This window comes from Streptomyces sp. CA-179760 (genome assembly GCF_050937045.1).
GTDB lineage: Bacteria > Actinomycetota > Actinomycetes > Streptomycetales > Streptomycetaceae > Streptomyces.
Genome location: NZ_JBNJLZ010000001.1, coordinates 5,780,308 through 5,802,693, shown reverse-complemented (window position 1 = coordinate 5,802,693; position 22,386 = coordinate 5,780,308). Strand labels below are relative to the sequence as shown.

Annotated in this window: 22 protein-coding genes and 2 pseudogenes; 17 read left to right on the top strand and 7 right to left on the bottom strand. The window is 68.0% G+C overall.

The genetic code is table 11. From position 1 onward, the window contains the following. Positions 1–15: 15 nt before the first annotated feature. Positions 16–228, bottom strand: coding sequence for a hypothetical protein (locus tag ACQEV8_RS26425; RefSeq protein WP_391103481.1), 213 nt, complete (start codon positions 226–228; stop codon positions 16–18). Between the two features lie 200 nt (positions 229–428). On the opposite strand from ACQEV8_RS26425, the gene ACQEV8_RS26420 reads away from it, so the two are divergent. The 4 genes from ACQEV8_RS26420 (at position 429) to ACQEV8_RS26405 (ending at position 4,944) form a co-directional block, all read left to right on the top strand. Next, entirely contained in the window at positions 429–2,786 is a 2,358-nt protein-coding gene (locus ACQEV8_RS26420; RefSeq protein ID WP_432964821.1) for an MFS transporter, read from the top strand. A 548-nt stretch (positions 2,787–3,334) separates the two neighbouring features. Further along, a complete protein-coding gene (locus ACQEV8_RS26415; protein ID WP_432964818.1) occupies positions 3,335–3,463 on the top strand; it encodes a hypothetical protein in 129 nt (42 codons plus the stop codon). Positions 3,464–3,575: 112 nt separating this feature from the next. Then, complete coding sequence (locus ACQEV8_RS26410; RefSeq protein WP_432964815.1) at positions 3,576–4,409, top strand: NmrA/HSCARG family protein; 834 nt, start codon at positions 3,576–3,578, stop codon at positions 4,407–4,409. A gap of 181 nt (positions 4,410–4,590) precedes the next feature. After that, complete coding sequence (locus tag ACQEV8_RS26405; RefSeq protein WP_432973004.1) at positions 4,591–4,944, top strand: nuclear transport factor 2 family protein; 354 nt, start codon at positions 4,591–4,593, stop codon at positions 4,942–4,944. 108 nt (positions 4,945–5,052) lie between these two features. On the opposite strand, the gene ACQEV8_RS26400 is transcribed toward ACQEV8_RS26405, so the two are convergent. Further along, positions 5,053–5,568, bottom strand: a complete 516-nt coding sequence (locus tag ACQEV8_RS26400) for a transposase (RefSeq protein ID WP_432964812.1) — start codon at positions 5,566–5,568, stop codon at positions 5,053–5,055. Between the two features lie 179 nt (positions 5,569–5,747). Here ACQEV8_RS26400 and ACQEV8_RS26395 point away from each other — a divergent pair. After that, positions 5,748–6,446: pseudogene (locus tag ACQEV8_RS26395) on the top strand (tyrosine-type recombinase/integrase); the annotation flags it as partial. Between the two features lie 684 nt (positions 6,447–7,130). Here ACQEV8_RS26395 and ACQEV8_RS26390 read toward each other — a convergent pair. Together ACQEV8_RS26390 and ACQEV8_RS26385 are read right to left on the bottom strand one after the other, a co-directional pair. Further along, positions 7,131–7,688, bottom strand: a complete 558-nt coding sequence (locus ACQEV8_RS26390) for a hypothetical protein (protein WP_432964809.1) — start codon at positions 7,686–7,688, stop codon at positions 7,131–7,133. Positions 7,689–7,860: 172 nt separating this feature from the next. Then, positions 7,861–9,084 carry a hypothetical protein gene (locus ACQEV8_RS26385; RefSeq protein WP_432964806.1) on the bottom strand — a complete coding sequence of 408 codons (1,224 nt, stop codon included), beginning with the start codon at positions 9,082–9,084 and terminating at the stop codon, positions 7,861–7,863. A 588-nt stretch (positions 9,085–9,672) separates the two neighbouring features. On the opposite strand from ACQEV8_RS26385, the gene ACQEV8_RS26380 reads away from it, so the two are divergent. Both ACQEV8_RS26380 and ACQEV8_RS26375 read left to right on the top strand, forming a co-directional pair. Beyond that, positions 9,673–10,593 carry a hypothetical protein gene (locus tag ACQEV8_RS26380; RefSeq protein WP_432964803.1) on the top strand — a complete coding sequence of 307 codons (921 nt, stop codon included), beginning with the start codon at positions 9,673–9,675 and terminating at the stop codon, positions 10,591–10,593. Then, complete coding sequence (locus ACQEV8_RS26375) at positions 10,590–11,153, top strand: Pycsar system effector family protein (protein WP_432964800.1); 564 nt, start codon at positions 10,590–10,592, stop codon at positions 11,151–11,153. The genes ACQEV8_RS26380 and ACQEV8_RS26375 overlap by 4 nt, the downstream gene beginning before the upstream one ends. A 328-nt stretch (positions 11,154–11,481) precedes the next feature. On the opposite strand, the pseudogene ACQEV8_RS26370 reads toward ACQEV8_RS26375, so the two are convergent. The 3 genes and pseudogenes from ACQEV8_RS26370 to ACQEV8_RS26360 form a co-directional block, all read right to left on the bottom strand. Further along, positions 11,482–12,179 (bottom strand): annotated as a pseudogene (locus tag ACQEV8_RS26370) (histone deacetylase). Between the two features lie 26 nt (positions 12,180–12,205). Further along, entirely contained in the window at positions 12,206–13,012 is an 807-nt protein-coding gene (locus ACQEV8_RS26365) for a protein phosphatase 2C domain-containing protein (RefSeq protein ID WP_432964797.1), read from the bottom strand. Positions 13,013–13,014: 2 nt separating this feature from the next. Next, positions 13,015–13,860, bottom strand: coding sequence for a sigma factor-like helix-turn-helix DNA-binding protein (locus tag ACQEV8_RS26360; protein ID WP_432964794.1), 846 nt, complete (start codon positions 13,858–13,860; stop codon positions 13,015–13,017). Between the two features lie 460 nt (positions 13,861–14,320). On the opposite strand from ACQEV8_RS26360, the gene ACQEV8_RS26355 reads away from it, so the two are divergent. The 10 genes from ACQEV8_RS26355 to ACQEV8_RS26310 all read left to right on the top strand — a co-directional run bounded on the left by ACQEV8_RS26355 (position 14,321) and on the right by ACQEV8_RS26310 (position 22,261). Beyond that, positions 14,321–14,575, top strand: coding sequence for a DUF6284 family protein (locus ACQEV8_RS26355; RefSeq protein ID WP_432964791.1), 255 nt, complete (start codon positions 14,321–14,323; stop codon positions 14,573–14,575). Next, positions 14,572–15,462: a DUF2637 domain-containing protein gene (locus ACQEV8_RS26350; RefSeq protein ID WP_432964788.1), complete on the top strand. Its 891-nt coding sequence runs from the start codon at positions 14,572–14,574 to the stop codon at positions 15,460–15,462. Before ACQEV8_RS26355 ends, ACQEV8_RS26350 begins: the two co-directional genes overlap by 4 nt. 16 nt (positions 15,463–15,478) lie before the next feature. Next, positions 15,479–15,865: an RRQRL motif-containing zinc-binding protein gene (locus ACQEV8_RS26345; protein ID WP_432964785.1), complete on the top strand. Its 387-nt coding sequence runs from the start codon at positions 15,479–15,481 to the stop codon at positions 15,863–15,865. 29 nt (positions 15,866–15,894) lie between these two features. Beyond that, complete coding sequence (locus ACQEV8_RS26340; protein WP_432964782.1) at positions 15,895–16,392, top strand: hypothetical protein; 498 nt, start codon at positions 15,895–15,897, stop codon at positions 16,390–16,392. Positions 16,393–16,412: 20 nt separating this feature from the next. After that, entirely contained in the window at positions 16,413–16,958 is a 546-nt protein-coding gene (gene traA, locus ACQEV8_RS26335) for a plasmid transfer protein TraA (RefSeq protein ID WP_432964779.1), read from the top strand. Positions 16,959–16,970: 12 nt separating this feature from the next. Continuing rightward, positions 16,971–19,052 carry a plasmid transfer protein TraB gene (gene traB / locus ACQEV8_RS26330; protein ID WP_432964776.1) on the top strand — a complete coding sequence of 694 codons (2,082 nt, stop codon included), beginning with the start codon at positions 16,971–16,973 and terminating at the stop codon, positions 19,050–19,052. A 229-nt stretch (positions 19,053–19,281) separates the two neighbouring features. After that, on the top strand, positions 19,282–19,671 hold the full coding sequence (locus ACQEV8_RS26325) for a hypothetical protein (RefSeq protein ID WP_432973001.1): 390 nt from the start codon (positions 19,282–19,284) through the stop codon (positions 19,669–19,671). 153 nt (positions 19,672–19,824) lie between these two features. After that, a complete protein-coding gene (locus tag ACQEV8_RS26320; RefSeq protein ID WP_432964773.1) occupies positions 19,825–20,748 on the top strand; it encodes a bifunctional DNA primase/polymerase in 924 nt (307 codons plus the stop codon). After that, positions 20,745–21,101 carry a hypothetical protein gene (locus ACQEV8_RS26315; protein ID WP_432964770.1) on the top strand — a complete coding sequence of 119 codons (357 nt, stop codon included), beginning with the start codon at positions 20,745–20,747 and terminating at the stop codon, positions 21,099–21,101. Before ACQEV8_RS26320 ends, ACQEV8_RS26315 begins: the two co-directional genes overlap by 4 nt. Beyond that, positions 21,098–22,261 (top strand): DUF3631 domain-containing protein, encoded by a 1,164-nt coding sequence (locus ACQEV8_RS26310; protein WP_432964767.1) that lies wholly within the window; start codon positions 21,098–21,100, stop codon positions 22,259–22,261. Before ACQEV8_RS26315 ends, ACQEV8_RS26310 begins: the two co-directional genes overlap by 4 nt. Positions 22,262–22,386 lie beyond the last annotated feature (125 nt).

Genomic DNA, 22,386 nt, shown 5'->3' with positions numbered 1-22,386 from the left:
CCTGGCGGAGTTTCCCTAGAACAGGGGCAGTTGGCCGGGGAAGTCCGGCACCGCGTAGCCGTCCAGGGCCGGCTGCTCCGCGCCGGGCCTGGCCTGTCGACGGGAGCCCGGGCACGAGGTGAGTTCGCCGTGTTCCCGGGCGCCGGGCGGGTCGTGGCGCGCGTACCGCCCGGCGACGACGGCGATCTCGCGGCGGCACTCGGGGCAGTTTCTGCGGCGGGAGGACATGGGGCCAGTGTGCCGCGTGCGCGGCGCGAGTATGCCTGCCCTCCCCTGCTCCGCGCCTTCTCCCTTCGATCACCGCACCTTCGATCACCGCACCTTCGATCACCGCACCCCACCGAGCTTCTGGTTGCTTAAGTCAATCAATGGACCTAGTTTTGACGGGTCGCGTTGTCCCTGACTGACGCCCCTACGGAGGCCCGGCCATGCCCCATGCCCTCACCCGACCCGCCGACGTCGGGAAGCCCGCAGCACCACGGGCCAACGCAGTCGTCGCGGTCCTGGCCTTCGGCGGGATCGTGGTCTCGCTGATGCAGACCCTGGTCATCCCGATCGTCCCGGAACTCCCCCGACTGCTGAACGCCCCGGCGTCGGACGCGGCCTGGGCCGTCACCGCGACACTGCTCGCCGCGGCCGTCGCCACCCCGATGACGGGCCGGCTCGGCGACATGTACGGCAAGCGCCGGATGCTCCTGATCAGCCTCGTCATGCTGGTGGCCGGCTCGGTGACCGCCGGACTCAGCGACACTCTCGCGCCGATGATCGTCGGACGGGCCCTGCAGGGCCTCGCGTCCGGCGTGATCCCGCTCGGCATCAGCATCATGCGGGACGAACTGCCCACCGAACGGCTCGGTTCCGCCACGGCGTTGATGAGCGCCTCCCTCGGCGTCGGCGGCGCCCTCGGACTGCCGGCCGCCGCGCTGATCGCGGACAACTTCGACTGGCACGTCCTGTTCTGGGCCTCGGCCGGACTGGGCGTCGTCGCCCTCGTGCTGGTGCCGGCCATCGTGCCGGAGTCACAGGTGCGCACCGGCGGGCGCTTCGACCTGGTCGGCGGCATCGGCATGGCGGCGGGGCTGGTGTCCCTGCTGCTGGCGATCTCCAAGGGCGCCGACTGGGGCTGGAGCAGCGGCACGACCCTCGGCCTGTTCGCGGCGGCCGTCGTCGTACTGCTGGTGTGGGCCTGGTGGGAGCTGCGGGTCAGGGAGCCGCTGGTCGACCTGCGCACCACCGCACGCCGCCAGGTGCTGGTCACCAACCTCGCCTCGATCGCCGTCGGGTTCGCGATGTTCGCGATGTCCCTCGTCATTCCGCAGCTCCTGCAGTTGCCTGAGGCGACCGGCTACGGACTGGGCGAGTCCCTGCTCGTCGCCGGCCTCACGATGGCCCCGTCCGGCCTGGTCATGATGGCCACGGCCCCGGTCTCCGCCGCCCTGTCCAAGGCCAAGGGCCCGAAGATCACCCTGATGGTCGGGGCCCTCATCGTGGCCGCCGGGTACGGGCTGAACATCGCACTGATGTCCCAGCTCTGGCACTTCGTGCTCGTCACCTGCGTCATCGGTGCGGGCATCGGCTTCACCTACGGTTCGATGCCCGCCCTCATCATGAGCGCGGTACCGGCCTCGGAGACGGGCGCGGCGAACAGCCTCAACACGCTGATGCGGTCCATCGGTACGTCGACGGCCAGCGCGGTGGCCGGGGTGATCCTGGCTCAGATGACGACGCCCTTCGGGCAGACCGCACTGCCGTCCCAGAACGGGTTCAAGGTCGTCCTGGCCATCGGGGCCGGGGCCGCGCTGCTCGCCTTCGTGGTCGCGTCGTTCATTCCGCGGCAGCGGGTGGGGGGTACGGAGGAGCCGGGGGGCGAGGGGGTGGCTTCGGGTGCGTCGGGCACCGAAGGGACCGCTTCGAGTGAACCGGGCGCCGAAGGGACTGCTTCGGGCGAGCCGGGCGCCGAAGGGACTGCTTCGGGCGAGCCGGCCGACGCGGAGGCCGAGGCGGTCGGGTCCGCCGATGCCAGGGCTGGGATTCCCGTGCAGGGGCGTGTCCTGGGAGCCGAGCGGGCGCCGGTCGGCGGGGCCGCGGTGACGTTGGTCTCGCTCGGCGGCAGGCAGCTCGGGCGGTCGGTCTCCCGTGGCGACGGGTCGTACGGCGTGGACGCTCCCGACGCCGGTTCCTACGTCCTGATTGCCTCGTCGGAGGGCTACCAGCCGCAGGCCTCCACGATCATCGTGGCCGGTGAGCCGGTGGCGTACGACGTGCTGCTGAGCGGCACCAGCGGGCTCGCCGGTGTGGTGCGGTCGGCGGACAGCGGGACGCCTGTCGCCGAGGCCGTGGTCATCGTGACGGACGTGCGCGGGGACGTACTGGCCTCCGGACGGACGGATGTGCTGGGCGAGTTCACCGTCACGGACCTGGTGCCGGGCCCGGTGACCCTCGCGGTCAACTCCCCCAAGCATCGGCCGCTGGCCCAGGTCGTCGAGATCGGCGGGGCCGGGATCACGAGGGTCGAGCTCGAACTGCGGCCCGGCGCGCAAGTGCGGGGCACGGTGCGCGGGGGGGGCGCGCCGTTGAGCGACACGCGAGTGACGCTGGTGGACGCTGCGGGCAACGTGATCGCCACGACCCGGACCGGCCTCGACGGGGCGTACGCCTTCTCCGACCTGGACACCGGCGCGTACACGGTGATCGCAACCGGGTACCCGCCCCGGGCGGCGTCGGTGTCGGTCTCGGGCGCCGGCGTGGACGACCATGACATCGAACTCGCGCACGGGGGCGAGTAGGCGGCTGAGTGGTGGGGCACGCGGGGCGCTCCTCGGGGGCGCGCTCGGCCGGTTGCCGTACTACCGGCTGGGCCGCCGCGGCTCGTGTCAGGTCGCTCAGGACGTTCCGGCTCGTCCGGCTGACGCACCGAACTTCCATAACCACCGCAGGCGTTCGCTACCTCCGTACCGTAGCTGCCGGGTGAGAGACGCATCACGCTGCTCAGAGGGCGCGCGGCCTCTGTGGCCACCGCATACGAAAACCCCCTTCTTCTGCGTCTCCGCAGAGGAAGGGGGTTCTCCCAGTGTGGCGGCGCCAGGATTCGAACCTGGGAAGGCTGAGCCGGCAGATTTACAGTCCCCCCAAGATCAGCTCGTTGCACTGCGTCTGACCTGGGGTTTTCCCATGCATCGGAGAGGGGTAGCCGCATCCCGTCCACGTCTCGTCCTGATCTTGGAAACCCGGTCGCCGAGACCGGGTAGGCGTTCATCGCCGCATCTTCCTGTGGTCGGCTCCGTCAATCATCCGCACGCGGTCACGCTCCGCTGGACGGGCCACCCACTCCAGCATGGCCCTTAAGACCGTGTCCTACGTGGTGAGGCGGATGCGGACGAGCACCCACGATGCCCGTGCCGCCCTCGCGGCCGAGCCCGGACCGGACGTGATCGTCCCCCGGCTCGAAGCCCTCACCAAGTGACGCAACCCATCGTGCTTGACCTCAATTGCGCTTGAGGTTCAAGACTCATCCATGGCGATCCATCGCGAACCCACCCGCGCATGCCTGCGAACGACCCGATAAGGAGCACGCGTTGACCGACAACAAGATCGTCCTCGTCCTCGGTGGCACCGGCAACCAGGGCGGTGCCACCGCTCGTGAACTGCTGTCCCGCGGCTGGACGGTGCACGCGCTCGTCCGGAACCCCGACAAGCCCGAGGCCCAGACGCTCAAGGAGCAGGGCGCGGTGCTCGTCAAGGGCGACCTCGAGGACGTCGGCTCGCTGCGCGAGGCCGTGGCCGGGGTGTACGGCGTGTTCAGCGTGCAGGCGCTGGCCTACGAGCCGGAGACGCTCGCCGCCGAGGTGCGCCACGGCAAGACCGTCGCTGATGCCGCGAAGGCGGCCGGGGTCGCGCACTTCGTCTACAGCTCCGTGGGCGGTGCCGAGCGCAACACGGGCATCGACCACTTCGAGAGCAAGGCCGAGATCGAGGAGCACATCAAGAAGCTCGGTCTGCCGACCACCGTTCTGCGGCCGGTGTTCTTCATGAACAACCTGCTCCACTTCGCCGACGCCGAGGGCGAGCGCGTGATGTCGCTGCCGGTCAAGCCGGACAAGCCGATGCAGTTCATCGCCTCCGACGACATCGGCGTCTTCGCGGCCAACGCGTTCGACAACCCGGCCGAGTTCATCGGCAAGGAGATCGAGCTCGCGGGTGACGAGATCACCTTCCCGCGGGTGGCCGAGATCTACGAGCGGATCACCGGCACCCCGACCCGCCTGGAGGCCACACCCATCGAGGAGCGCATGTTCGAGTGGTTCGCCGAGGACGGCTACCAGGCGGACATCCCTGCCCTGCGCAAGCTCCACCCAGGCCTGCTGACGTTCGAGCAGTTCCTGACCCAGCGCCTCGGCGCCGCCTCCTGAAGGCGGACGGGTAAGCCCTGTGGGGCTCCGGCGAAGGTCGCCGGAGCCCCACAGGGCGTGTGGGACACGGAGCGCCGTGACCCCATGCCACGTAGGACACGCTCTTAAAACTCGGCCGCCTCGCGGGGAACAAGAGAAAAGCGAACCGTCGAGTCACCTACAGGAAGCACGGTGACACGCACTGGCGGAACTGATCGAGACGGGCAGCGTCGACGCGCTCGAACCGTTGCTGAGCGATGACTTCGTCCATCACAGGCCGGACTCGACCTCCTCGACCAAAGCAGAGTGGCTCGCCGCCGTACAGGCGGCACTCACCCCGCTCGCCAATATGCGGGTCGAGGTCCACCACCTGCTGGCCGACAGTGATCACGTCGTGATGCACTCGCGGCGACAACTCCCCGATGCCGGGCCGGAGATCGCGGTCGTCGATATCTGGCGGATCGACGAGGGGCGGAGCGCCGAGGGTTGGGAGATCATCGAGCCGGTGGCCCAGGCGGCCGCCAATCTCGTGTGGTGGGAGCCCGCTGGGCGCTGACCAGTCGTGTCGCTTCCGCTCTCGAACGACAAGCGGGGAGAGTGCGACTCCTTCTCAAGGACGACACGTATCCGCCCAGCTCACCGGGTCCCTCCAAAAGAGCCTGGCTCATACAAGATTTTCGTAGCCGTTGATCGTCCATAGATCGTCGACGGGATCGCGGCGGGGGCGGCGGGAGTGTGCGACCAAGAGGACGCGCTTGCGGAGGAGGGGGATCTTCGCTCGTCCTGCCATCTGGCGCTTGATCAGTTTCAGGTCCGTGACGCGGCCCTCGGCGACGCCGGAGCTGTGGGGGAGGGTCACGGCGGCACGGACGGCGTCGAGGTCATTGAGCAGCCCGTTCGTGTAGCTGACCAGTTGGGGAATGCCGTCGCGGCGGACCTGGGAGATCCAGTTGTCGAGGCGTTTGGTGTTCTGCGAGGCGAAGACGTCGGCGAAGGTGCCGATGCGTTCGTGCACAGTCTTCAGCTCCGGGCAGCGCCCGTGCAGGCTCTTGAGGAAGACGCGCTGATCCTCGTGGAGACGTTCCGGGCGGGTCATCAGCAGTCGGGAGACCTCGAAGGGGCTGCGCTCCGGGGCGGGCGGGGGAAGACCCAGGTCCAGGACCTCTTGATGATCGGTCACGTAGAGGCGGACCGTTCCCTCGCTGCCCGAGAAGCCCTGCCCGGCGATCTCGCGGTGCAGGGCGGCGATGTTGTGCTGCCCCTCGGCCCAGCGGCGGTGCAGGAAGCTCTGGTACGGGGCGATGATGCCGGTGCGCTTGGGCCAGGTCGGCGCGGCCTGCTGCCAGGTCGGCGCGCGGGCGTAGCGTCGAGCAGGTGGAAGAGGAGGTGGACCCGGCCTGTGTGCCGGACCCCGAGCAGGCCGCCAAGCTCTTGGCCGCCGTGCGAGACCAGAGCCCCCGCGGTCGCCGTCTGGTGGGGTTCTTCGGCTGCATGTATTACGCCGCGGCGCGGCCGGCGGAAGTCATCGGTCTACGGCTCCAGGACTGCGATCTACCGCGTCGTGGGTGGGGCACACTGCGGCTCAGAGAGACGCGGCCCCGGTCGGGCTCAGCGTGGACGGACAGCGGGGAAGCCCACGACACGCGTGGGTTGAAGCACCGTCCGCGAAAGGCGGTCCGACCGGTCCCAGTCCCGCCCGAACTGGTCGCGCTGCTGCGGTGGCACGTCATGGCGTACGGCGTGGCCCCGGACGGCCGTCTGTTCCGCACACAACGCGGTGGGCTGATCCAGGACACCGGTTATGGCGAAGTCTGGGCTGTAGCGCGATCGCGGGCCCTGACACCCTCACAGTGCGAATCGTCGCTGGCGAAGCGTCCTTATGATCTTCGCCACGCGGCCGTGTCCACATGGCTCAGCTCAGGCGTGGAACCTCAGCTCGTTGCCAAGCGCGCCGGCCACAGTGTCGGTGTCCTCTTCCGGGTGTACGCCAAGTTCCTCAGCGACGGAGACGAGGCCGCGAACGCCAAGATCTCTGCCCGCTTGGGACGGCACGGCTGACAGGCAGGAACCCCGTCCACGCCCCGTCCACACACTTCGAGACGGGGCGTTCGAATGCGAGACAGAGCGAGACAGTACGGCCGTCGCGAGAGCGCATGACAAAGTGCCCCTGGCCTGCGGAAACCGCAGGCCAGGGGCACTTTGTTTTCGTGTGGCGGCGCCAGGATTCGAACCTGGGAAGGCTGAGCCGGCAGATTTACAGCGGGCTCAGTTCACCAACGTTGGTCTGCAACTTTCCGTAGTTCGCCCACTGTCGGGGGACACCTGGGGGATGTCGAGCACGGCGAGCTAGCGAGAACCGCTTCAGAAGTAGCGTCTGACAAGCGCTTAGAAGATGCGGGCAAGCCTTGGTGGGGCGGTCCAATCGTCTTCCGTTGGCCTCGCGACGGTTCGCTGAGTGCCGCTGCCGTCCAGCGTCGTTGCCGTCAGCGCTGCCGTCACTGCCGTCGGCGGCGCTGCCGTGTGACCACCGCATTAGGAGTTCGATCCGAGTCCGCTCCGGCTGCGGCTGTCGACTGGTGCGACGGCCGGACAGAGGTGCTGGTGTACGTCCCCGTCCGGAGTCGTTGATGTCAGCCGTAGATGTCAGGAGCCTTCAGACCATAGCTGCGCAGAGATCGGCTGCTAAGGGCCATACCGGCCGCCGGGGGCGGTGAGGCTGCTGTACTTCACTGCTGTACGCGCCTACTCGAGTTGACTGACAAGCACCCTCCGGGCGCCCTCCTGGAACAAGAAGCCAGTTTCGACGAATTCGTCCCAAGATTCATCGATTCGGTCTTGGTGGTCCTGCGTGAAGTCGGCAGCATCGCCCCCCTCACTGAGTGTTGCGCGAAGACGCAACAGTTTGTGGAAAACCCGCCCCGACAGTTCGATCATGCTCGCTGGTCCAAGTACGGCAACCTGGCTGGACACGTTGTTCAGTTCGTCGATTGCTTGACCAAGAGACGCCAGCTCGCTTCTCCAATGCGGACCAGGTGTTTTCCGTATCGCTGTGTCAGCGGCTCGCTCAACGGCTTGGTTGGCAGCGATGAACGCGCTGTACGCTGCTTGACGCTGCTCCCTGAGCCAATGGCCATGCTCTGCCAACGCCTGATCCTTGACTTGTTGACGTGTGGCCTCAGCTGTCTTCTCCGCTCCCACCTTGGCACCGCGAACAGCACCGACTGCCCCTGCCACTGCTCCGCCAAGCGCGCCGGCCATGCCTGCAAGACCGGCGATCAGAGCTGCTACCCCTTGGTCCATGCGGTAAAGGATCTAGCACCTGACCCGTACCGTGTGCACCGAAGTCGGCGACCTCACATCGGACGAGCAAGGAACGCCTTCTAGCCCTGGAGCTTGCCGGGGATTCACCCGGGCTGAGGTGAGATCCAAGGGACAGTGCGGGAGACCATGCTGACCAGCTCTGGTCTATGCCTCATCCCTCGAAGTTGGTTGCGAGCCCCATATACGCCGCCTCCAACTCCCCCTCGGTATCAAGCACAAGGCAACAGACGGGGCATGCGAACGCCTGTGCGTGTGCGGTGATGGGCTCCCACTCGTCGTGTTCCCCGCAGTAGACGCCGGCGTTGCATTCCTCGACAGCGCAGACGTCGTGCTCCAGGTACCCGTACATGTCTCCCCACGCCGGGCAGGCCGGGCAGGGTTCCCACCGCCACAGGTAGGTGCCGAATCCAGCAGCCTCGTACGGTCGCGGACGCCACACCACGTCACTCGACGGCTCCGACAGCGTGAACTCCAGCTCTGGCGAGAGAGCACCCCGGAAGGACCCCTCCACACTACGGGCCACCAGAGTCTTCACCGCCACGGCATCGGTCGGTGAGACCTCGCTGTCCCGGTCCTTGAGCAGGTAACCGTACGACTTGAGCAGGTCCGTGGCGGCGCGCTGAGCCCGCATGCTGGTGGTGTGCAAGGCCGCCGAGACGACGGCACGGTGCGCGACGCTCAAGGCGTGTCGTGCAGCCTTGTCGCTGTCGAGGGCGTCACCCCACAGGGGAATCCTGGCGATCGCGCGGGCCGCTGTGACCGCAGTGCTCTTGGCGGCGTCCATGGCGGCGCGTGCAGCCTCCTTGGCCTCGGCTTGTGCCAAGTCTTCGGCAGCTTGCTCTATGCCGATCTTCGGGATGGCCGGCATGGCTGCGACCTTGCTGAGATCATGGAAGGCGCGGGCGTAACCCCTCCAGAAGTCAGGAGCGGGCGTATCGAGTTCCTTGCGAACGGCCTCAGCTACCTGGAGGGCCGTTGACACTACATGCTCAGCGGTGGCCGGGTTGTGGTGGGCCAGGTGAGCGATGCCGTTGCGGGCTTCCATCACCGGCGTGAACGCATCGAGCGCGACGGGCATGCGGCCCTGCATCACGACCTCCGCATCCTTGAATGCCTCGGCCATGCCGATCGTTCGGGCTTGTTCCAGCGGCTTAACTCCCTTCTCTCCCGCGAAGCCAAGTGTGTGGAAGCGCAGCGCCCGGTCCCCATGAGCTGAGATCAACAGGGGGTCGTGGTGGCACAGAACCGCCTTCAGGCAGAATTCGGAGCCCATGCCAGCATGCAGGACTGCGAAGAGACGGTTGCCGCCGCGCCAGGAGTCGAGGGCGGATCGCATCATCTGCGCAGCCAGGTCTGTGAATCGCTCGGCGTTCAACTGTTGGCGGCCCCCTCCGATTTGGTGCCCATCATTACCTGTCCGCTGATGACTCGGAAGACACGGCTTGGTCCTCAAAACGCCTGGCAGAGCGACTGCCTGACGGAAAGAAACACCCCATCTTGCCTGAGGTCCACCCTTGGGTGGTAACCCGTTTGGTCGGGGGGCTGTGACCTGGGGGTTCGTCGTCGGCTACTGAAGATCGACTGTCACTGTCGGTTGTCGTCGAGTGGCCTCGGGGGCCGTCGGACGGCCCAGGGACGGCCCAGACAGTTTGGCTCACGAGAAGCCATCACTGGACGGCGAGGCGTGGGCAGTCACACGTGATCGCCTGACGTGATCTCTGGTGCCGCTCCAAAATGTGCCAAGCCGAGCGCACAGAGCTTGGAGCCCCTGACCTGCTGCTGAGCTGTCGGCGGTGGTCATCGTCGAGCGTGCTTCCACGGCCTGGAGGACGGCTCGTGGGGTGCTCTTGCGTCGGTTGCGCCTGGGATGTCAGTGGCTGCCCGTACGCTAAGGAGGAGTAGCTGGCTTACTCGTTCAGAGTGGCGAGAAAGCGCCAGCAGCATGCGCGTAAGGGGATAGGGAATGGCCAGCGACCTGAATCTCGATGAGCTGCTCGCCGATCTGAGCGCCAAGACGAAGGAAGAGATCTCCAGCACCCCTGAGGTAGTCACTCAGGATTCGGTAGATGTAGCTTCACTGCCGATTAAAGCTAGAAAATGGATCAAGCTGCCGAGCATCGTTGCGGTGATGGTCGACCTTAAGAGTTCGACGAAGCTTGGCACCGGAAAGTGGGCTGCGTCTACGGCCAGTATCTATGAGGCCTCGACCGGTGGAGTAGTGAAGACCCTAAACAACTTCGATGCGGACTTTATTCAGATTCAAGGTGATGGCGCCTTCGGGTTGTTCTGGGGGGACCGACGGTTCGAAAGAGCCTTGTGCGCTGGTATCACGGTAAAGACTTTTAGCGTCGACTTGGGCGATCAACTCGAAGCTCGGTGGCCAAACATGCCCACCACTGGATTTAAGGTGGGTGTCGCTTGCAGCCCCATCCTCGTAAAGCGAATTGGGACGCCTAGGAACCCCGCTCAGCAGGAACCTGTTTGGGCTGGGAAGGCGGTTAACTACGCAGCCAAGTGTGCACAGTCCGCAGACCGGCACGAAATGATTGTGACCGGATCCGTCTGGGATCGCGTCGAGAAGAACGATTACCTTTCTATTAGTTGCCCATGTAATGACGGTCCGAGTTCCGGGATTTGGGAGACTGTTGACGTCGATAGGCTTCCTGATGGTGACCCGGAAGCATCGGGACGCAAGCTCAAGGTTGGCTGGTGCAAGGCGCACGGCCAGGCTTATTGCGAAGCTGTGCTAGCAGGCCGCAAGAGGCGGCAGGATGTCGACGGCGTGCGCTCGGAACTGCAAAGGAGTCTGATGCGCGATGCCATTTTCTCCAAGGCTCAGACTGAGCGCGCGATGCGCGACGCGCGAAGAAGAGGATTGAAGTGAGACTGAGGAGAAACGGTGGCAGTGCGCGAGGGCAGCAACCGTTGACGTCACAGATCAACGATGAAGATGTCAGTCGATATGCGGCTTCACTGCTTGCTACTGCACGCGAAGAAATTGTTCGAGCTGACGGGAAAGCTTCCCTGCTGCTAGCTACGGCTGGAATCGCACTTGGTGCAATTGTCTCAGCCATTCTGTCTGGAGACTGGACGCCGTTCGAGCTGGCCAATTGTGTCGAGTGGATTTGGTGGGTGAGTGTAGCGCTGGCTGTTTCGGGTGTCGTACTGCTTGGTTGCGCCGTTCACCCCCGAGTCGGCCGGGGTCACGACGCGCCAGACTACCTGGTCGCTTATTTTGGAGACATCGCCGGTAAGTCCAGGAATACACTGGAGCAACGCATTCGAGAGACGTTGAGTGCACCCAAAGAAGCGCCACTCGACCAGCTGTATAGACTCTCCAACCTTGTCGCGAGTAAGTACCGGCTCATTCGGACCGCCCTATGGGCGCTAGCAAGTGCTATGTTGCTTTGCCCTTCGTCGCTGCTGCTGAACCTCGCGTTCTAGCGTTTGATGAGAACATAGGTCGGCGGAGCGGCTTTGGGCTGGAGCCGCTTTGGGGCGAGTGATCATGGCCCCGTAAGCTTCCGGCGAGTCGGGCAGTCTGTGGACCTGCCCGTTAAAGCACGACGTTGGGGCCATGATCTTAGAGGCTCGCCCCAAAGTGGCTGCCTAAAGCCGTGGAGCCGACCGCCCCAGCCACAGAGGGTGTCTCCCGCTTCTTGCCCGCAGCCGCCGAGCGCGCCGCCGGGCGCGGCCAGCCGGGGCGCAGACAGGAGGCAGGCCGCGCCGCAGAGGCGGCGCGCGCCCGCGCCGTGCGCGGGCCTTGATGAAACTAGAGAAAGTTGTGCCGCGCTGGCAGCACAGCGGTCCAAACGTCCTCGCTCAAGAGATCGCAGAGGGCCTGCTCCGACCAGTGACCGGCGGCGCCGGGGCATGCTGCTACGTATGAGCCCACCGCCTCTACGTCCCACGTGCCGGCGGTCAGTAGTCCCGAAGCCAAGAAGCGTACGTAGGCGGCGGAGGGCGGGACCCGTTCGACATCCTGCACGCCCCATGGGGCAGTGAAGGTTAGGACCGGCAACCCATCGACCTGACCAGCACACACGAGTGTTTCGTAGCGACCCTCACCTAGCACCGCACGGCGCTGTGTGAGCACGTCCACCAGATCAAGGTCCGCGCCGGGTTCCCTGTACATCTCTTGGGCGGCGATGTCAGAGAACTGATCTGTGGTCACCAGGTGGGCCCTGGCCAGCACTCGCCCACTCACCTGAGGATCGTAGAAGGCCCCCCACACACGGGTGACTCGGTCGCGAAGTACAGAGCGCCGGTCAGTTCAACAGGGATGGACCGGGCGGGCATTGTTGGGTTTCGGCACCCTGGGTATTCCCTCGCCGCGCCGGGTGGGCAACCGCCTAAGACGTAGGCAGCCAGCCGCTCCAGGTGCATGTTGGAGTCGTAGGACGTGTACCAGACCCGCTCCGGCTGCCGATTGTGCGGCAGCGTCGAGTCAATACTTCGCAGGGCCTTCACACTCGCTGATCGCGCTGGCTTGCCGATCACCATTGGCAAAAGGCCACGGTTGCGTCATCCCCGGACTTGTAGCGCGGCCACCGCCGCCCGGTCGGGTCAGTCGCTTCGATCTTGCGAACCGCCTCGATCAGCCCATGCGGACCTTCCTCACGTAGGACCCTAAAGACTCCGGCCCAGTCAGCCATGCGGTACTCGGTCACGAGCCGGGAGACGCCATCCGACATGACTGCAGCGGCCTGCCCCTCGCCGATCGGTGTCGCTCCCGTCAGTGCGTGATGTGCCGCCTCGGGGGTGCTGGCGGCCACCCAGTACCCCTCTGGTGTGTTCCGCACCTCCCTCTGAGCACGCACGAGACGTTGCAGGGCCTCCCGGTGCCCCGGGGTGTGCGTTTCATGGCTGGCGACCTCCGCTTGCAGCTCAGGAAGTACGTCGTCCACACGAAGGTCAGTGATCACCTCATAGTCTCCGGCGTGATCCAGAACGATCGGCGAGTCAGCCAACACGAGGTGATCAAGGTGGGTGGTTCCCTGCCGAAGGATCGCCACTGTCGCCGACGGCGTTCCTGGGTTACTCAGGTCGCACTCGGGATGGTGCGCGGCCACTCGTTCGATCGCTTCGGACAAGCCGTCCGAGAGTGACCGGTCAGGGTCCGCCAGCGCGGCCGTGAGGTAGCCGCCGAGGTGAGCGACGTACCACGGGACACCGTGGCTACAGCCCGTGGACAGCCCCGCCGTGCTGAGTCCATCGAGCACCACGGCGAGACTGGGGGTGCCGGCAACCCAGTCTTCGTTGAGGCTGGCTCCCCCGGGCTGTGTGTTCAGGCAGACGCGCATGATCAGCTTTCGTGTCGGTACAGCGGGGTGACCCTGCGACTCTCCAGAACTTCGAGGGTCTCGGGGTTGTAGCGGCAGGCGATCAGCGTTGAGAAGCGCTTCGTCCGCACCTCCCGGTAGAGCTCAGCCAAGTTGTTCTCCAGGTAGTGCACCACTCCGTTCGCTCCTATGGCGTGGATGCCGGCGATGTAGAGGAACGTGCCCCGGCCATCCAAGCGCGGCAGTCGCCCCAGGTAGCCGAAGTCGCCGGCCGTGCCGTCTTCATCCATAGGGGACCGGTAGGTCTGGCCCGCATTGCGGTCTACCAGGTGCCAGGCGTGGTCCTTCGCAAACTCAAGGTTGTAGTCCCCTTCCAGCACCTGGGCCACGATGGGCGACAGCCGGGGACCGCAGATCACCACGTGGTTCTCGCGGTTCAGGTTGACGATGCCGTTCGGCGGAATGACCTCGTACTGCGCTTCGAGCTTCATGCCGCCGAGCAGCTTGCGCAGGTGCTCGAAGTTGTCGAGGTCTTCCCGGACAACGACAGCGCTGGAGTTCTGGCCTGGCTCCTTGCCCGCCTCTGGCTTACCACCGAGGGACACGGTGACCAGGTCGGTCCCGAAGAACGCCCGCTCCGGGGGCGGACCCGCTGACGCCAGTTGCCCGACCCGCCCACGGCTCACGCCCAACTTCGCGGCGATCTCGGCTTGGGTCATGCCCGACGCCTGCGCTTCCTCGATCGCTTCGCGCCGGATGCGGGACAGCTCCGTCACTCGCCCCTGATAGGTCGCCATCAGGTCGATTGCGGCCTTGGCGCGGTCGACCGGGACCGCGATTCCAGAGATCCGCTTCATGTCGTCTTCCACTGTTCTCCCATCGTCGCCTAGGGGGGCTATCAGACTCTATCGCCAGAGGGGGTTGCATGCACGCGCCGGTTTGCCTACGGTACCTATCAGGTGAGGCGGTAACCCCCCTAAGCAGCACGGGGGCGCTTATTGCGGCTGCTTTGACCTGCAAGAACGCCCGGAGGAAAGCCCGCAAGGGTCAGTACGAAGGAAGCGACAGCAGCTTGAGAACTGAACAGCGTGCCTGGGAGGCCGTCCCTCCCCTGCCAGCAAGAGGACGGATGCGTGCGGGTTCGCTCCGTAACGCGACTGCACGACCAGCCTCCGCAGCGTTTCGCTGCGGCCGGTTGCCTCCGCTGCTCGTCTCGCACGAGCAGCGCTGAGGGGAGCCGGATGTTCCGACTTCAACGGCGCGCGGCCCCGGTGCTGGAACACCGGGGCCGCTGTTCGGGCCGTTCCTCTGTGAAGGGAACCACGACCCATGAAGCACATCGGTGCTGATCAGGCGGTTGTTACCGCCGGCGAGTTCGACCGTGAGCCGACGTTCGCGGAGCTGGACGTGATCGAGCAGGAGATGCCGCTGATCGAGGCCGACGTTGAGTTGCTCGACGTGCAGATCAGCCTGCTGGACCGGCCGGTCACGGCCTTCGACGCGCGTCGGCTGCGGCGGGCCCGGCGCAAGGTGCTCGCCGCCCGCCGCGACCTGACCAACAAGATTGTGGCGGAGGCGGCATGAGCACGTCCGCCTACGTCGACACCGGCTCGACGGGCGTCGAGACCCGGTCGACGCCCGTCAATGCCGAGCACGGGATCACGGTCATCGCGGCCGTGCTCACGGTGGTGCTCACGGCGGTGGCGTTCTGGCTGTCCTACGAGCACTTGCAGGAAGTCGCCGCCGAACACGGCATGGCCGACGCCGTCGCCCGCTCGTGGGCGTGGCCGGCCACCGTGGATCTGTTCATTGTGATCGGTGAGCTGCTGATCCTGCGTGCCTCGCTTGCCCACAGGGTCGACTGGTGGGCAATCGGCCTGGTCACCGCAGGTGACGGGGCCTCGATCGCGCTGAACGTGGCCGGGGTCGGCAAGGACGCCAATGCCCTGGACTACGTCGTCGCCGCCGTTCCGCCGGTGGCGGCGCTGCTGGCGTTCGGCGCGCTGATGCGGCAGGTGCACGCCTACCTCGCCCGCAAGGCGTTGACGGGCGTCACCAGCCCGCCGCCGGGCGTCAACGCACCCTCGACGCCCGTCAACGCCACCGCCGACCGGCCGCCTGTCGCCCCCACCGCGCCGCCCCTGCCGGGGCCGGAAGCGGCGGTGGAGCCGCCCGTTCCGCCGGTGGGCGTCGAGGGGGTGTCGACACCCGTCGATGCCGAGCCGGTTGCCGTCGAAGCGCGGTCGACGGCCGTCGATCTGTGCATGCCGGTGATCTACCCCAACCGGGTCGATCAGGTGGTACGCGCGCTGTACGGGACCGACTTCACCCAGCCGAACACCGCCCGCATGACCGTGGCCATGGCCGGGCTCGGTCTCGGGGCCTCGGAGTCAACGGCCCGCACGGCGCGCGGCCGGGTCAAGGCGCGTGAGCCGTACCTGGCCGACTTCCCCACCGCGATCGCCGGTTGAGCAGGGGGAGACGAACATGTCGTACGCGTACGGCAAGTGCTTCGACCCCACCGGGGCCCGCTACGGCGTGCCCACCTACCCCTGGCGCTACGCCCCGGACGGCTACGCCACCCGCCGGCAGCTCCGTGCCCGGGGCTTACGGCCCGGCGGGCAGCCGATCGCCGCTCAGCTCATGCGGGTCAACCGACGGTGCGGCACGGTCCGTGTCGCCTACCTCTACCGCGAGGACCTGGCCAAGCCGGTGAGGCCGATGACGTCCCGCAAGTGGGGCGCGCTGGCGCTGGCGATGCTCGCCCGCCGCACCTGCCCGCGCTGTCGCCTCGACGTCGGCTACTGCATCCCCACCTCGCACGGCATCTGCGGCCTGTGCCTGGCCGCCGAAGAACAGCGCACCGCCGCCTGAACCCCTCCGACTTCAACGGGAGTTTCGCTGTGTCCAGCCGTACCCGTACCCGCTCCGTGAAGACGGCGGCGGGTGTCCACACCGTCCGTATCCCCCGTCAGCGTGGCCGCCGCTCCGACCCGTTCGTGATCGTCGTCCCCGAACGCCCCTCCCTGACCCGCGAAGCCCTCGGCTTTGTGGGCCGTGGCCTGTGGCACTTCCGCCGCGCCCTCGCCCCCACCGGCCTGTCCGTGCTCGCGTTCCTGGTGGCCGGGCTGCTGCACGCGATCGCCTGGTGGTCCGCTCTCGTCATCGCCCCGGTGGCGGCCGTGCCGGTGGTGTGGCTGCTGGTCATGCAGCGCCGCCGCCCGGCCCGCAGCGCGGCACTGGGCTGGCGCATCGGCCTGGCCGTGCTCGCCACAGCCGCCGCCGTGTGGCTGGCGCTGGCCGCTGGCTTCGGGCCGCTGAACGGCACCCTCGCGCTGCTGTGGCTGCTCGTCCTCATCGCTGCACAGACGTCGTGGCTCATCGTTCGCCCGTCCCGCTGACCCGAAGGAGAGATCGTCTGATGGCGCAGAACACCAACGGCCAGCGTGCGCGCGGGCCCGTGAACGACCCCAAGACCGGCAAGTTCACCAACGCCGGCGCCGCCGCCGGCGGGTTCGTCGGCGCACTGGGCGGCTCGATCGTCCCGCCGATCAACGTCACCGTGAACAACAACAAGCAGGCCGCCAGCGCGAACGGACGCCGGCCGCACGCCGAAGCCCTGCTCCCCGCCCCGGACTTCAGCGCCCCGGCGCTGGTGCGGAACTACTGCAACACCCTGCGGGCGGCGGCCGTGACGCTGTCGATCGAGGTCGCCATGGGCGCCGAGATCCTCAAGGGCTGCCTGGCAGCGGTGCCGGACCCGGAGGGGCGGGCGTTCGGCTCCCGGATCCGGGCGGCGAAGGTCGCCCGGAAGATGAACCGGGCCGCCGATGACCTGCGCAGCGCGGCGAAGAACGCCGCCGCCTGCTATGCGACGTTCCAGCAGGAGTTCGAGGAAGAGATCAACCGCGTCCGTCACCGTGCCCGGCGTCCGCAGCAGCCGGTCATGAACTGGGACCAGCAGTAAGGAGGCCGATCCATGGCAAGGAACAGCAACGGCCGCCGCGTGCGGCACTCCGACTTCCTCGACAACGGCCTGGCCGCCGACTACACCGGGCCCGGTCTCCTCCCCGGCCAGTCCGCCGGCGGCGGGGTGGGTGGCTACCTCCTGTCTCGGGCGATGCCGCACCTGCCGCCGTGGCTGGCCGCCGCCAGCATCGGCATCGCCGGCGGCCTGGGCAGCCTGAAGTGGGAGGAAAGCGCGGCGGCCGGGGTCGGCCTGACCCTCGCCTCCGTCGCGCTCACCGGAGCCACATGGTGGATGGGCAAGTCCACCACCCAGCAGCGGCGCCTCCACTCGGCTATCACCGTGGCGTCCGCGTCCGCGTGGACCACGGCCGCGTGCCTGGCCGGGCCTACTTCGGGCCCGTTGCCCGACCTGTATCTGATGGGCGCACCGGCGCTGGCGCTGTCGTGGAACATCCGCATGGTCCTGCGCCGCAACGACGCCCCCGGCGGCGAGAGCGGTGACAAGGGCCTGCTGGAGAAGGTCGGGCTGGCCCGGGCGCAGATCGGCAACGCCAAGGTGGAGCCCAACCGGGTCACCGCCCCGCTCGCGGTGGAGGCCGGTGAGCAGACCAACGACGACGTGTCCAAGGCCCTGGCCCGGATCGCATCCGCCCTGGACCTGCCCACCTCCGCCGTGCGCTACCAGCCCGATGGCGACTCGAACCGGCGCGGCGAGCTGGTCATCGTGCCTGAGGACATGCTGGCCGAGGCCGCGTACTGGGAGGGCCCGTCGAACCTGGGCGGTTCGATCGCCGAGCCGCTGGTGATCGGCCGCTACGACGACGGCTCCCCGATGTACCTGTGGCTGCCCGGCGACCCCGACCAGGGCCGCAACGGCACCCACGTGCTCGTCGCCGGCGGCACCGGATCGGGCAAGGGCGAGACCGCCCTGAACCTGCAGACGGAGATCCTGTCTAGGCGGGATGTACTGCTGTGGCTGTCGGATCCGAAGATGTTCCAGGACTTCCGGCCGCTGCTGCCCGGCATCGACTGGGCCGCCGAGGGCGGCACCCCCACCGAGGTCATGGTGGAAGCGATCCAGGCCGTCATCCCGGCGCGCACGCGCTGGTTGGGACAGCACAACTACCGGCAGTGGGTCCCCGCGGCTGCCGAGGTGCAGAACGACGCCGCGCACTCGTGCCGTACGGACGGCCGCGCTTGCGGCTGCGCGGGCACGCCGTACCTGGTGGCGTGGATGGAAGAGGCCGCGAGCACGCTGCGCAACCTGGGGGACGACGCGTTCACCGGTATCGCGCAGGAGGCACGGTCCGCCGGCGTGTCCCTGATCGTGTCGCTTCAGCGGCCGTCGTATGACCAGATGTCCACCAGCACCCGGGCATCTCTGCCGTCTGTGATCGCGCTCGGCTGCGACCCGCGTGACGAGTCGTTCTCCCTGCCCGACACGGTGCTGGACGCGGGCGCCCACCCCGGCGCCTGGGGCAACCGCCGCCCCGGGTACTGCTACCTCGTCACACCCGGCATCGACGAGACCCGGTACGCCTCACCGGGGCGCACCTGGGGGTTCGGTCGCGATGCGGTCTCCCGTATGGAGGTCCTCGCCGACTGGGCGCAGCGCAACGGCGCCGAGGCCGACCCTGTCACCGCCGGCGCCGCCTCCAGCGTCGCCGGCAACGCCTACACCGGCCGCAGCGTCCCCGGCGGCAATCCCACCGCGCACGCCGCCATGGGTGAGGACGACATGGACGAAACCGGGTACGGGCCGCTGGTCGACCCCGAGGACGCGGACATCGACCCTGAAGCCGAGCTCCCCGAGCCCGAGCAGGGCGACGACGCCCCGATCTTCGACCAGGAGACCGGCCGCAAGCCGGAGCCGGAGGAGGCCCGCCGCCTGCTCGACGAGGCGCTGGAGGAGTTCGAGCGGGACGGGCGCATGGTCGTCGGCCCCAAGGACTTCACCGACTGGTGCGACAAGCACAATCTGGGCCGCTCATGGGTGTCCAAGCGACTGAAGGAAGCCGCCGAGGAGGGGCGCCTGGAGGCGACGAACACCACCGGCCGGTGGCGCATCGTCCCCACCCTCATGGCCGCCTGACACCCGTCACATGTGACGGGCCCGTCACACCCAAACCCCTAGGCAAACGCGGGTGTGACGCGCCGTCACAGCGGCCCGTCACACCCGCGTCACACCCACCCGTCACACCCACCCGAACGGGCCCGCGCCACCGCTGTGACGCGGGCCCGCCCCCATCCCGGAGGGAACCACCGTGGCCCACCCCGAACAGCCCACGGCCGTCGAAGTCCACCACCCCCAACCGATCCCGATGCACCTGCCGGCCGCACCGATCGTCCCCGTGCAGCCGCACACCGTCCCGGCCGTCGCGAGCATCGTCCTGCCCGACGGCCGCGTCGTCACCGGCTACGCCATCAACCCCGTCCAGCCCGAACCGGCCGCGACCAAGCCGCCGGTCTCCCACACGGCCGTGAACGTCGCCCTCGGCGGCATCGGGTTCCTCGCCGTCTGCGGCGGCCTGCTGCTGCTCACCTCGTTCATCACGGCTCTGACCGCGTTCGTGACCCAGCTCATCACGCTGGCCGCCGTCATCTTCGGCGGCTGGATCGCCGTGCAGGTGTTCAGCGCGAGCGGCCACCAGGGCGGGACCACGGTCAACATCCGCAAGGCCGTCATCAAACGGAACAAGTTCCACAGCTAGCTACGCCAAGGGCGGCCCCCGCATCTCGCCAAAGAACCGGGGCCGCCCTTGTCAGCCAGAACCCTTCAAGGAACTGGAGACAACCAGCATGACCGAACCCACCGACATCCGACGAGTGCCCGTCCACCGGCCCTTACCGTTGGGGGTGACCGCGTGAGCACCCTGACCGCCGATCTGGCCTGCCTGCCCCTGCTCGCCTCCGCCCTCACGGCGGCACATCGCGGCTGGCCTGTCATCCCGCTGCACCCCTACGCCAAGCGGCCGGCCGGGCACCCCGAGCGGGCCTGCCCCGGCACCGGGCGCTGCGCGAGGGGGCACCGCAAGCCCGAGCAGCGCGCCACCACCAACCCCGAGTTGATCCACGCCACGTGGGCGACGCGCCCGTACAACGTGGGGATCGCGACCGGCCCGGCCGGGCTCCTCGTGGTCGACCTGGACGTGTGCAAGCCCGAAGAGCCGAAAGGAGCGCCTGACGGCGCAACTTCCCTCAAGGCGCTCTGCGAGCGCACCGGACAGGCCCTCCCCACCACCCACCGGGTGCGGACCGCGCGCGGCGGGGAGCATCTGTACTTCACCGCCCCCGCCGGGGTGCGGCTGAAGAACAGCGCCAACCGCCTCGGGCCGCACATCGACACCCGAGCCTGGGGCGGCTACGTCGTCGCCCCCGGCAGCACCACCCCCGACGGCGCCTACGAGGTGACCGACGATGCGCCCGTGGCTCCCCTCCCCGGGTGGCTGGCCGCGTTGCTCACCGAGCAGGGCAAGCCCGCGACCGTGGAACTGGCGCCCGTGCGGGACGGCACCCGCGCCGCCCAGGTGGCGCTGGAACGCGAATGCGCGGTCATCGCCGGTGCGGTCGAGGGCGGGCCCAACGGCCGCAACAACACCCTGCACAAGAGCGCCTGCAAGGTTGCACGGTTCGTCGCATGGGGCCACCTCCCCCGCCACGTGGCAGAGCAGGCAATCCAGGCGGCGGGGGAGGCTACCGGCCTGCCGCCGACCGAGTGCCGCACCACCATCCGCAGCGCCATGGACTGGGTCATCGCCCACGCCACACCACGGCAGGCAGCCTCATGACCGCCCCCAACTCCCCCCACCTGGACTGCCCCACCGACCCCACCACCGGCCCGCACGCCGCCCCACAGCCTGTGGCCCGGACGGCCATGGGCGAGCCCAAAGGCGCCGCCCGCAAGGGCGTCCCAACTGCTTGTGGTCCTGACCCGCGCCGTGCGGACGGCCGGTGCCCCGTGGCGTGGCTGCACATCCGTGCGCCGCGCGGAGCCACCCCGACCGCTACCTCGCAGTGCGCGTGCGGCTGGGACCGCAGCGCCATCGGCCACCGCAAGGTGCACGCCCTGATCAAGGCCCACGAAGGGCACCGCGACACCTGCCCGCTCCGCACTCACCAGGAAGAAAGGGCCGCCGCATGACCGCGCCCGCGACCGCACCGTCCATCGACGGCGCGGCCCTGCTCGATGAGGTGGAAGCCTTCCACCGCCGCTTCAACGTCTTCCCCACCGAGGCCGCGTACGTCGCGGTCACGCTGTGGGACGCCCACGCCCACCTGCTCGACGCATTCGACTCCACCCCCCGCCTCGCCTTCCTCTCCCCCGAACCGGGGTCGGGGAAGTCGCGGGCACTGGAAGTCGTCGAGACCCTCGTACCGCGGGCCATGGCGGCCGTGGACGCCTCTGCCGCCGCCCTGTTCCGGTCGGTGTCCGGCGTGGACGGCGGCCGGCCAACGATCCTCTTCGACGAAATCGACACCATCTTCGGGCCCAAGGCCGGGGAGAACGAACAGCTCCGAGGGTTCATCAACGCAGGCCACACCCGTGGAAGGGAGATGTACCGGTGCGTCGGAGACGGCGCCAACCAACAGGTACAGGGCTTCCCTGCGTACTGCGTCGTCGCTGTCGCGGGCCTCGGCAACCTTCCTGACACGATCATGACCCGCTCAGTCGTCATCCGCATGCGTCGTCGGGCCCGCAACGAGAAGGTGGAGCAGTTCCGCACCCGCATCCACGTCCGGGAGGGCAACCAGCTCCGTGACCGGCTCGCCAAGTGGGCCGAGACGGTGCAGAAGCAGGTCACGGACGTGTTCCCGGAGATGCCCGACGGGGTCGCCGACCGGCCGGCGGACGTGTGGGAACCCCTGATCGCCATCGCGGACGCGGCCGGCGGCGACTGGCCCCGCCGCGCACGGGAAGCCTGCCTGACCCTGGTCAAGGCATCCCAGGCCAACGACAAAGGCAGCATCGGCATCCGCCTGCTCACCGACCTGCGCGACCACGTCATGATCGGCATCGATCGCCTTCCCACCGTCGCCATCCTCGACCGGCTCAACGCCCTCGACGACGCCCCCTGGGCCGACTTCAACGGCAAGCCGCTCGACTCCCGCCGCCTCTCCCGGATGCTCTCCGAGTACGTCACAGCCGCCGGCGACCCCGTCGCCTCCCGCAACATCAAGACCGGCGGAAGCGTCCTCAAGGGCTACTACGCCACCGATCTCCACGACGCGTGGCAGCGCTACTGCCCCCCTCCCCCGGAAAGTCCGCTACTCCCGCTACCCGGCACCGAAAACACGGACTGACCAGCAAAAACCCGGTAGCGGGTCGCGCCACCGCGACCCGCTACCCCTCGCTACGCCATCCGCTACCGCTACCCCTTCCCGCTACCCCCGACAGGGCTCTGACCTGTAAGGAAGCGGAGGTAGCG

Excerpts from the sequence above, each read along its gene's own strand:
- ACQEV8_RS26425 (WP_391103481.1), bottom strand. The coding sequence starts at position 228 with ATGTCCTCCCGCCGCAGAAACTGCCCCGAGTGCCGCCGCGAGATCGCC.
- ACQEV8_RS26420 (WP_432964821.1), top strand. The coding sequence starts at position 429 with ATGCCCCATGCCCTCACCCGACCCGCCGACGTCGGGAAGCCCGCAGCA.
- ACQEV8_RS26415 (WP_432964818.1), top strand. The coding sequence starts at position 3,335 with ATGGCCCTTAAGACCGTGTCCTACGTGGTGAGGCGGATGCGGACGAGC.
- ACQEV8_RS26390 (WP_432964809.1), bottom strand. The coding sequence starts at position 7,688 with ATGGACCAAGGGGTAGCAGCTCTGATCGCCGGTCTTGCAGGCATGGCC.
- ACQEV8_RS26380 (WP_432964803.1), top strand. The coding sequence starts at position 9,673 with ATGGCCAGCGACCTGAATCTCGATGAGCTGCTCGCCGATCTGAGCGCC.
- ACQEV8_RS26365 (WP_432964797.1), bottom strand. The coding sequence starts at position 13,012 with ATGCGCGTCTGCCTGAACACACAGCCCGGGGGAGCCAGCCTCAACGAA.
- ACQEV8_RS26355 (WP_432964791.1), top strand. The coding sequence starts at position 14,321 with ATGAAGCACATCGGTGCTGATCAGGCGGTTGTTACCGCCGGCGAGTTC.
- ACQEV8_RS26350 (WP_432964788.1), top strand. The coding sequence starts at position 14,572 with ATGAGCACGTCCGCCTACGTCGACACCGGCTCGACGGGCGTCGAGACC.
- ACQEV8_RS26345 (WP_432964785.1), top strand. The coding sequence starts at position 15,479 with ATGTCGTACGCGTACGGCAAGTGCTTCGACCCCACCGGGGCCCGCTAC.
- traA (WP_432964779.1), top strand. The coding sequence starts at position 16,413 with ATGGCGCAGAACACCAACGGCCAGCGTGCGCGCGGGCCCGTGAACGAC.
- traB (WP_432964776.1), top strand. The coding sequence starts at position 16,971 with ATGGCAAGGAACAGCAACGGCCGCCGCGTGCGGCACTCCGACTTCCTC.
- ACQEV8_RS26325 (WP_432973001.1), top strand. The coding sequence starts at position 19,282 with ATGCACCTGCCGGCCGCACCGATCGTCCCCGTGCAGCCGCACACCGTC.
- ACQEV8_RS26315 (WP_432964770.1), top strand. The coding sequence starts at position 20,745 with ATGACCGCCCCCAACTCCCCCCACCTGGACTGCCCCACCGACCCCACC.
- ACQEV8_RS26310 (WP_432964767.1), top strand. The coding sequence starts at position 21,098 with ATGACCGCGCCCGCGACCGCACCGTCCATCGACGGCGCGGCCCTGCTC.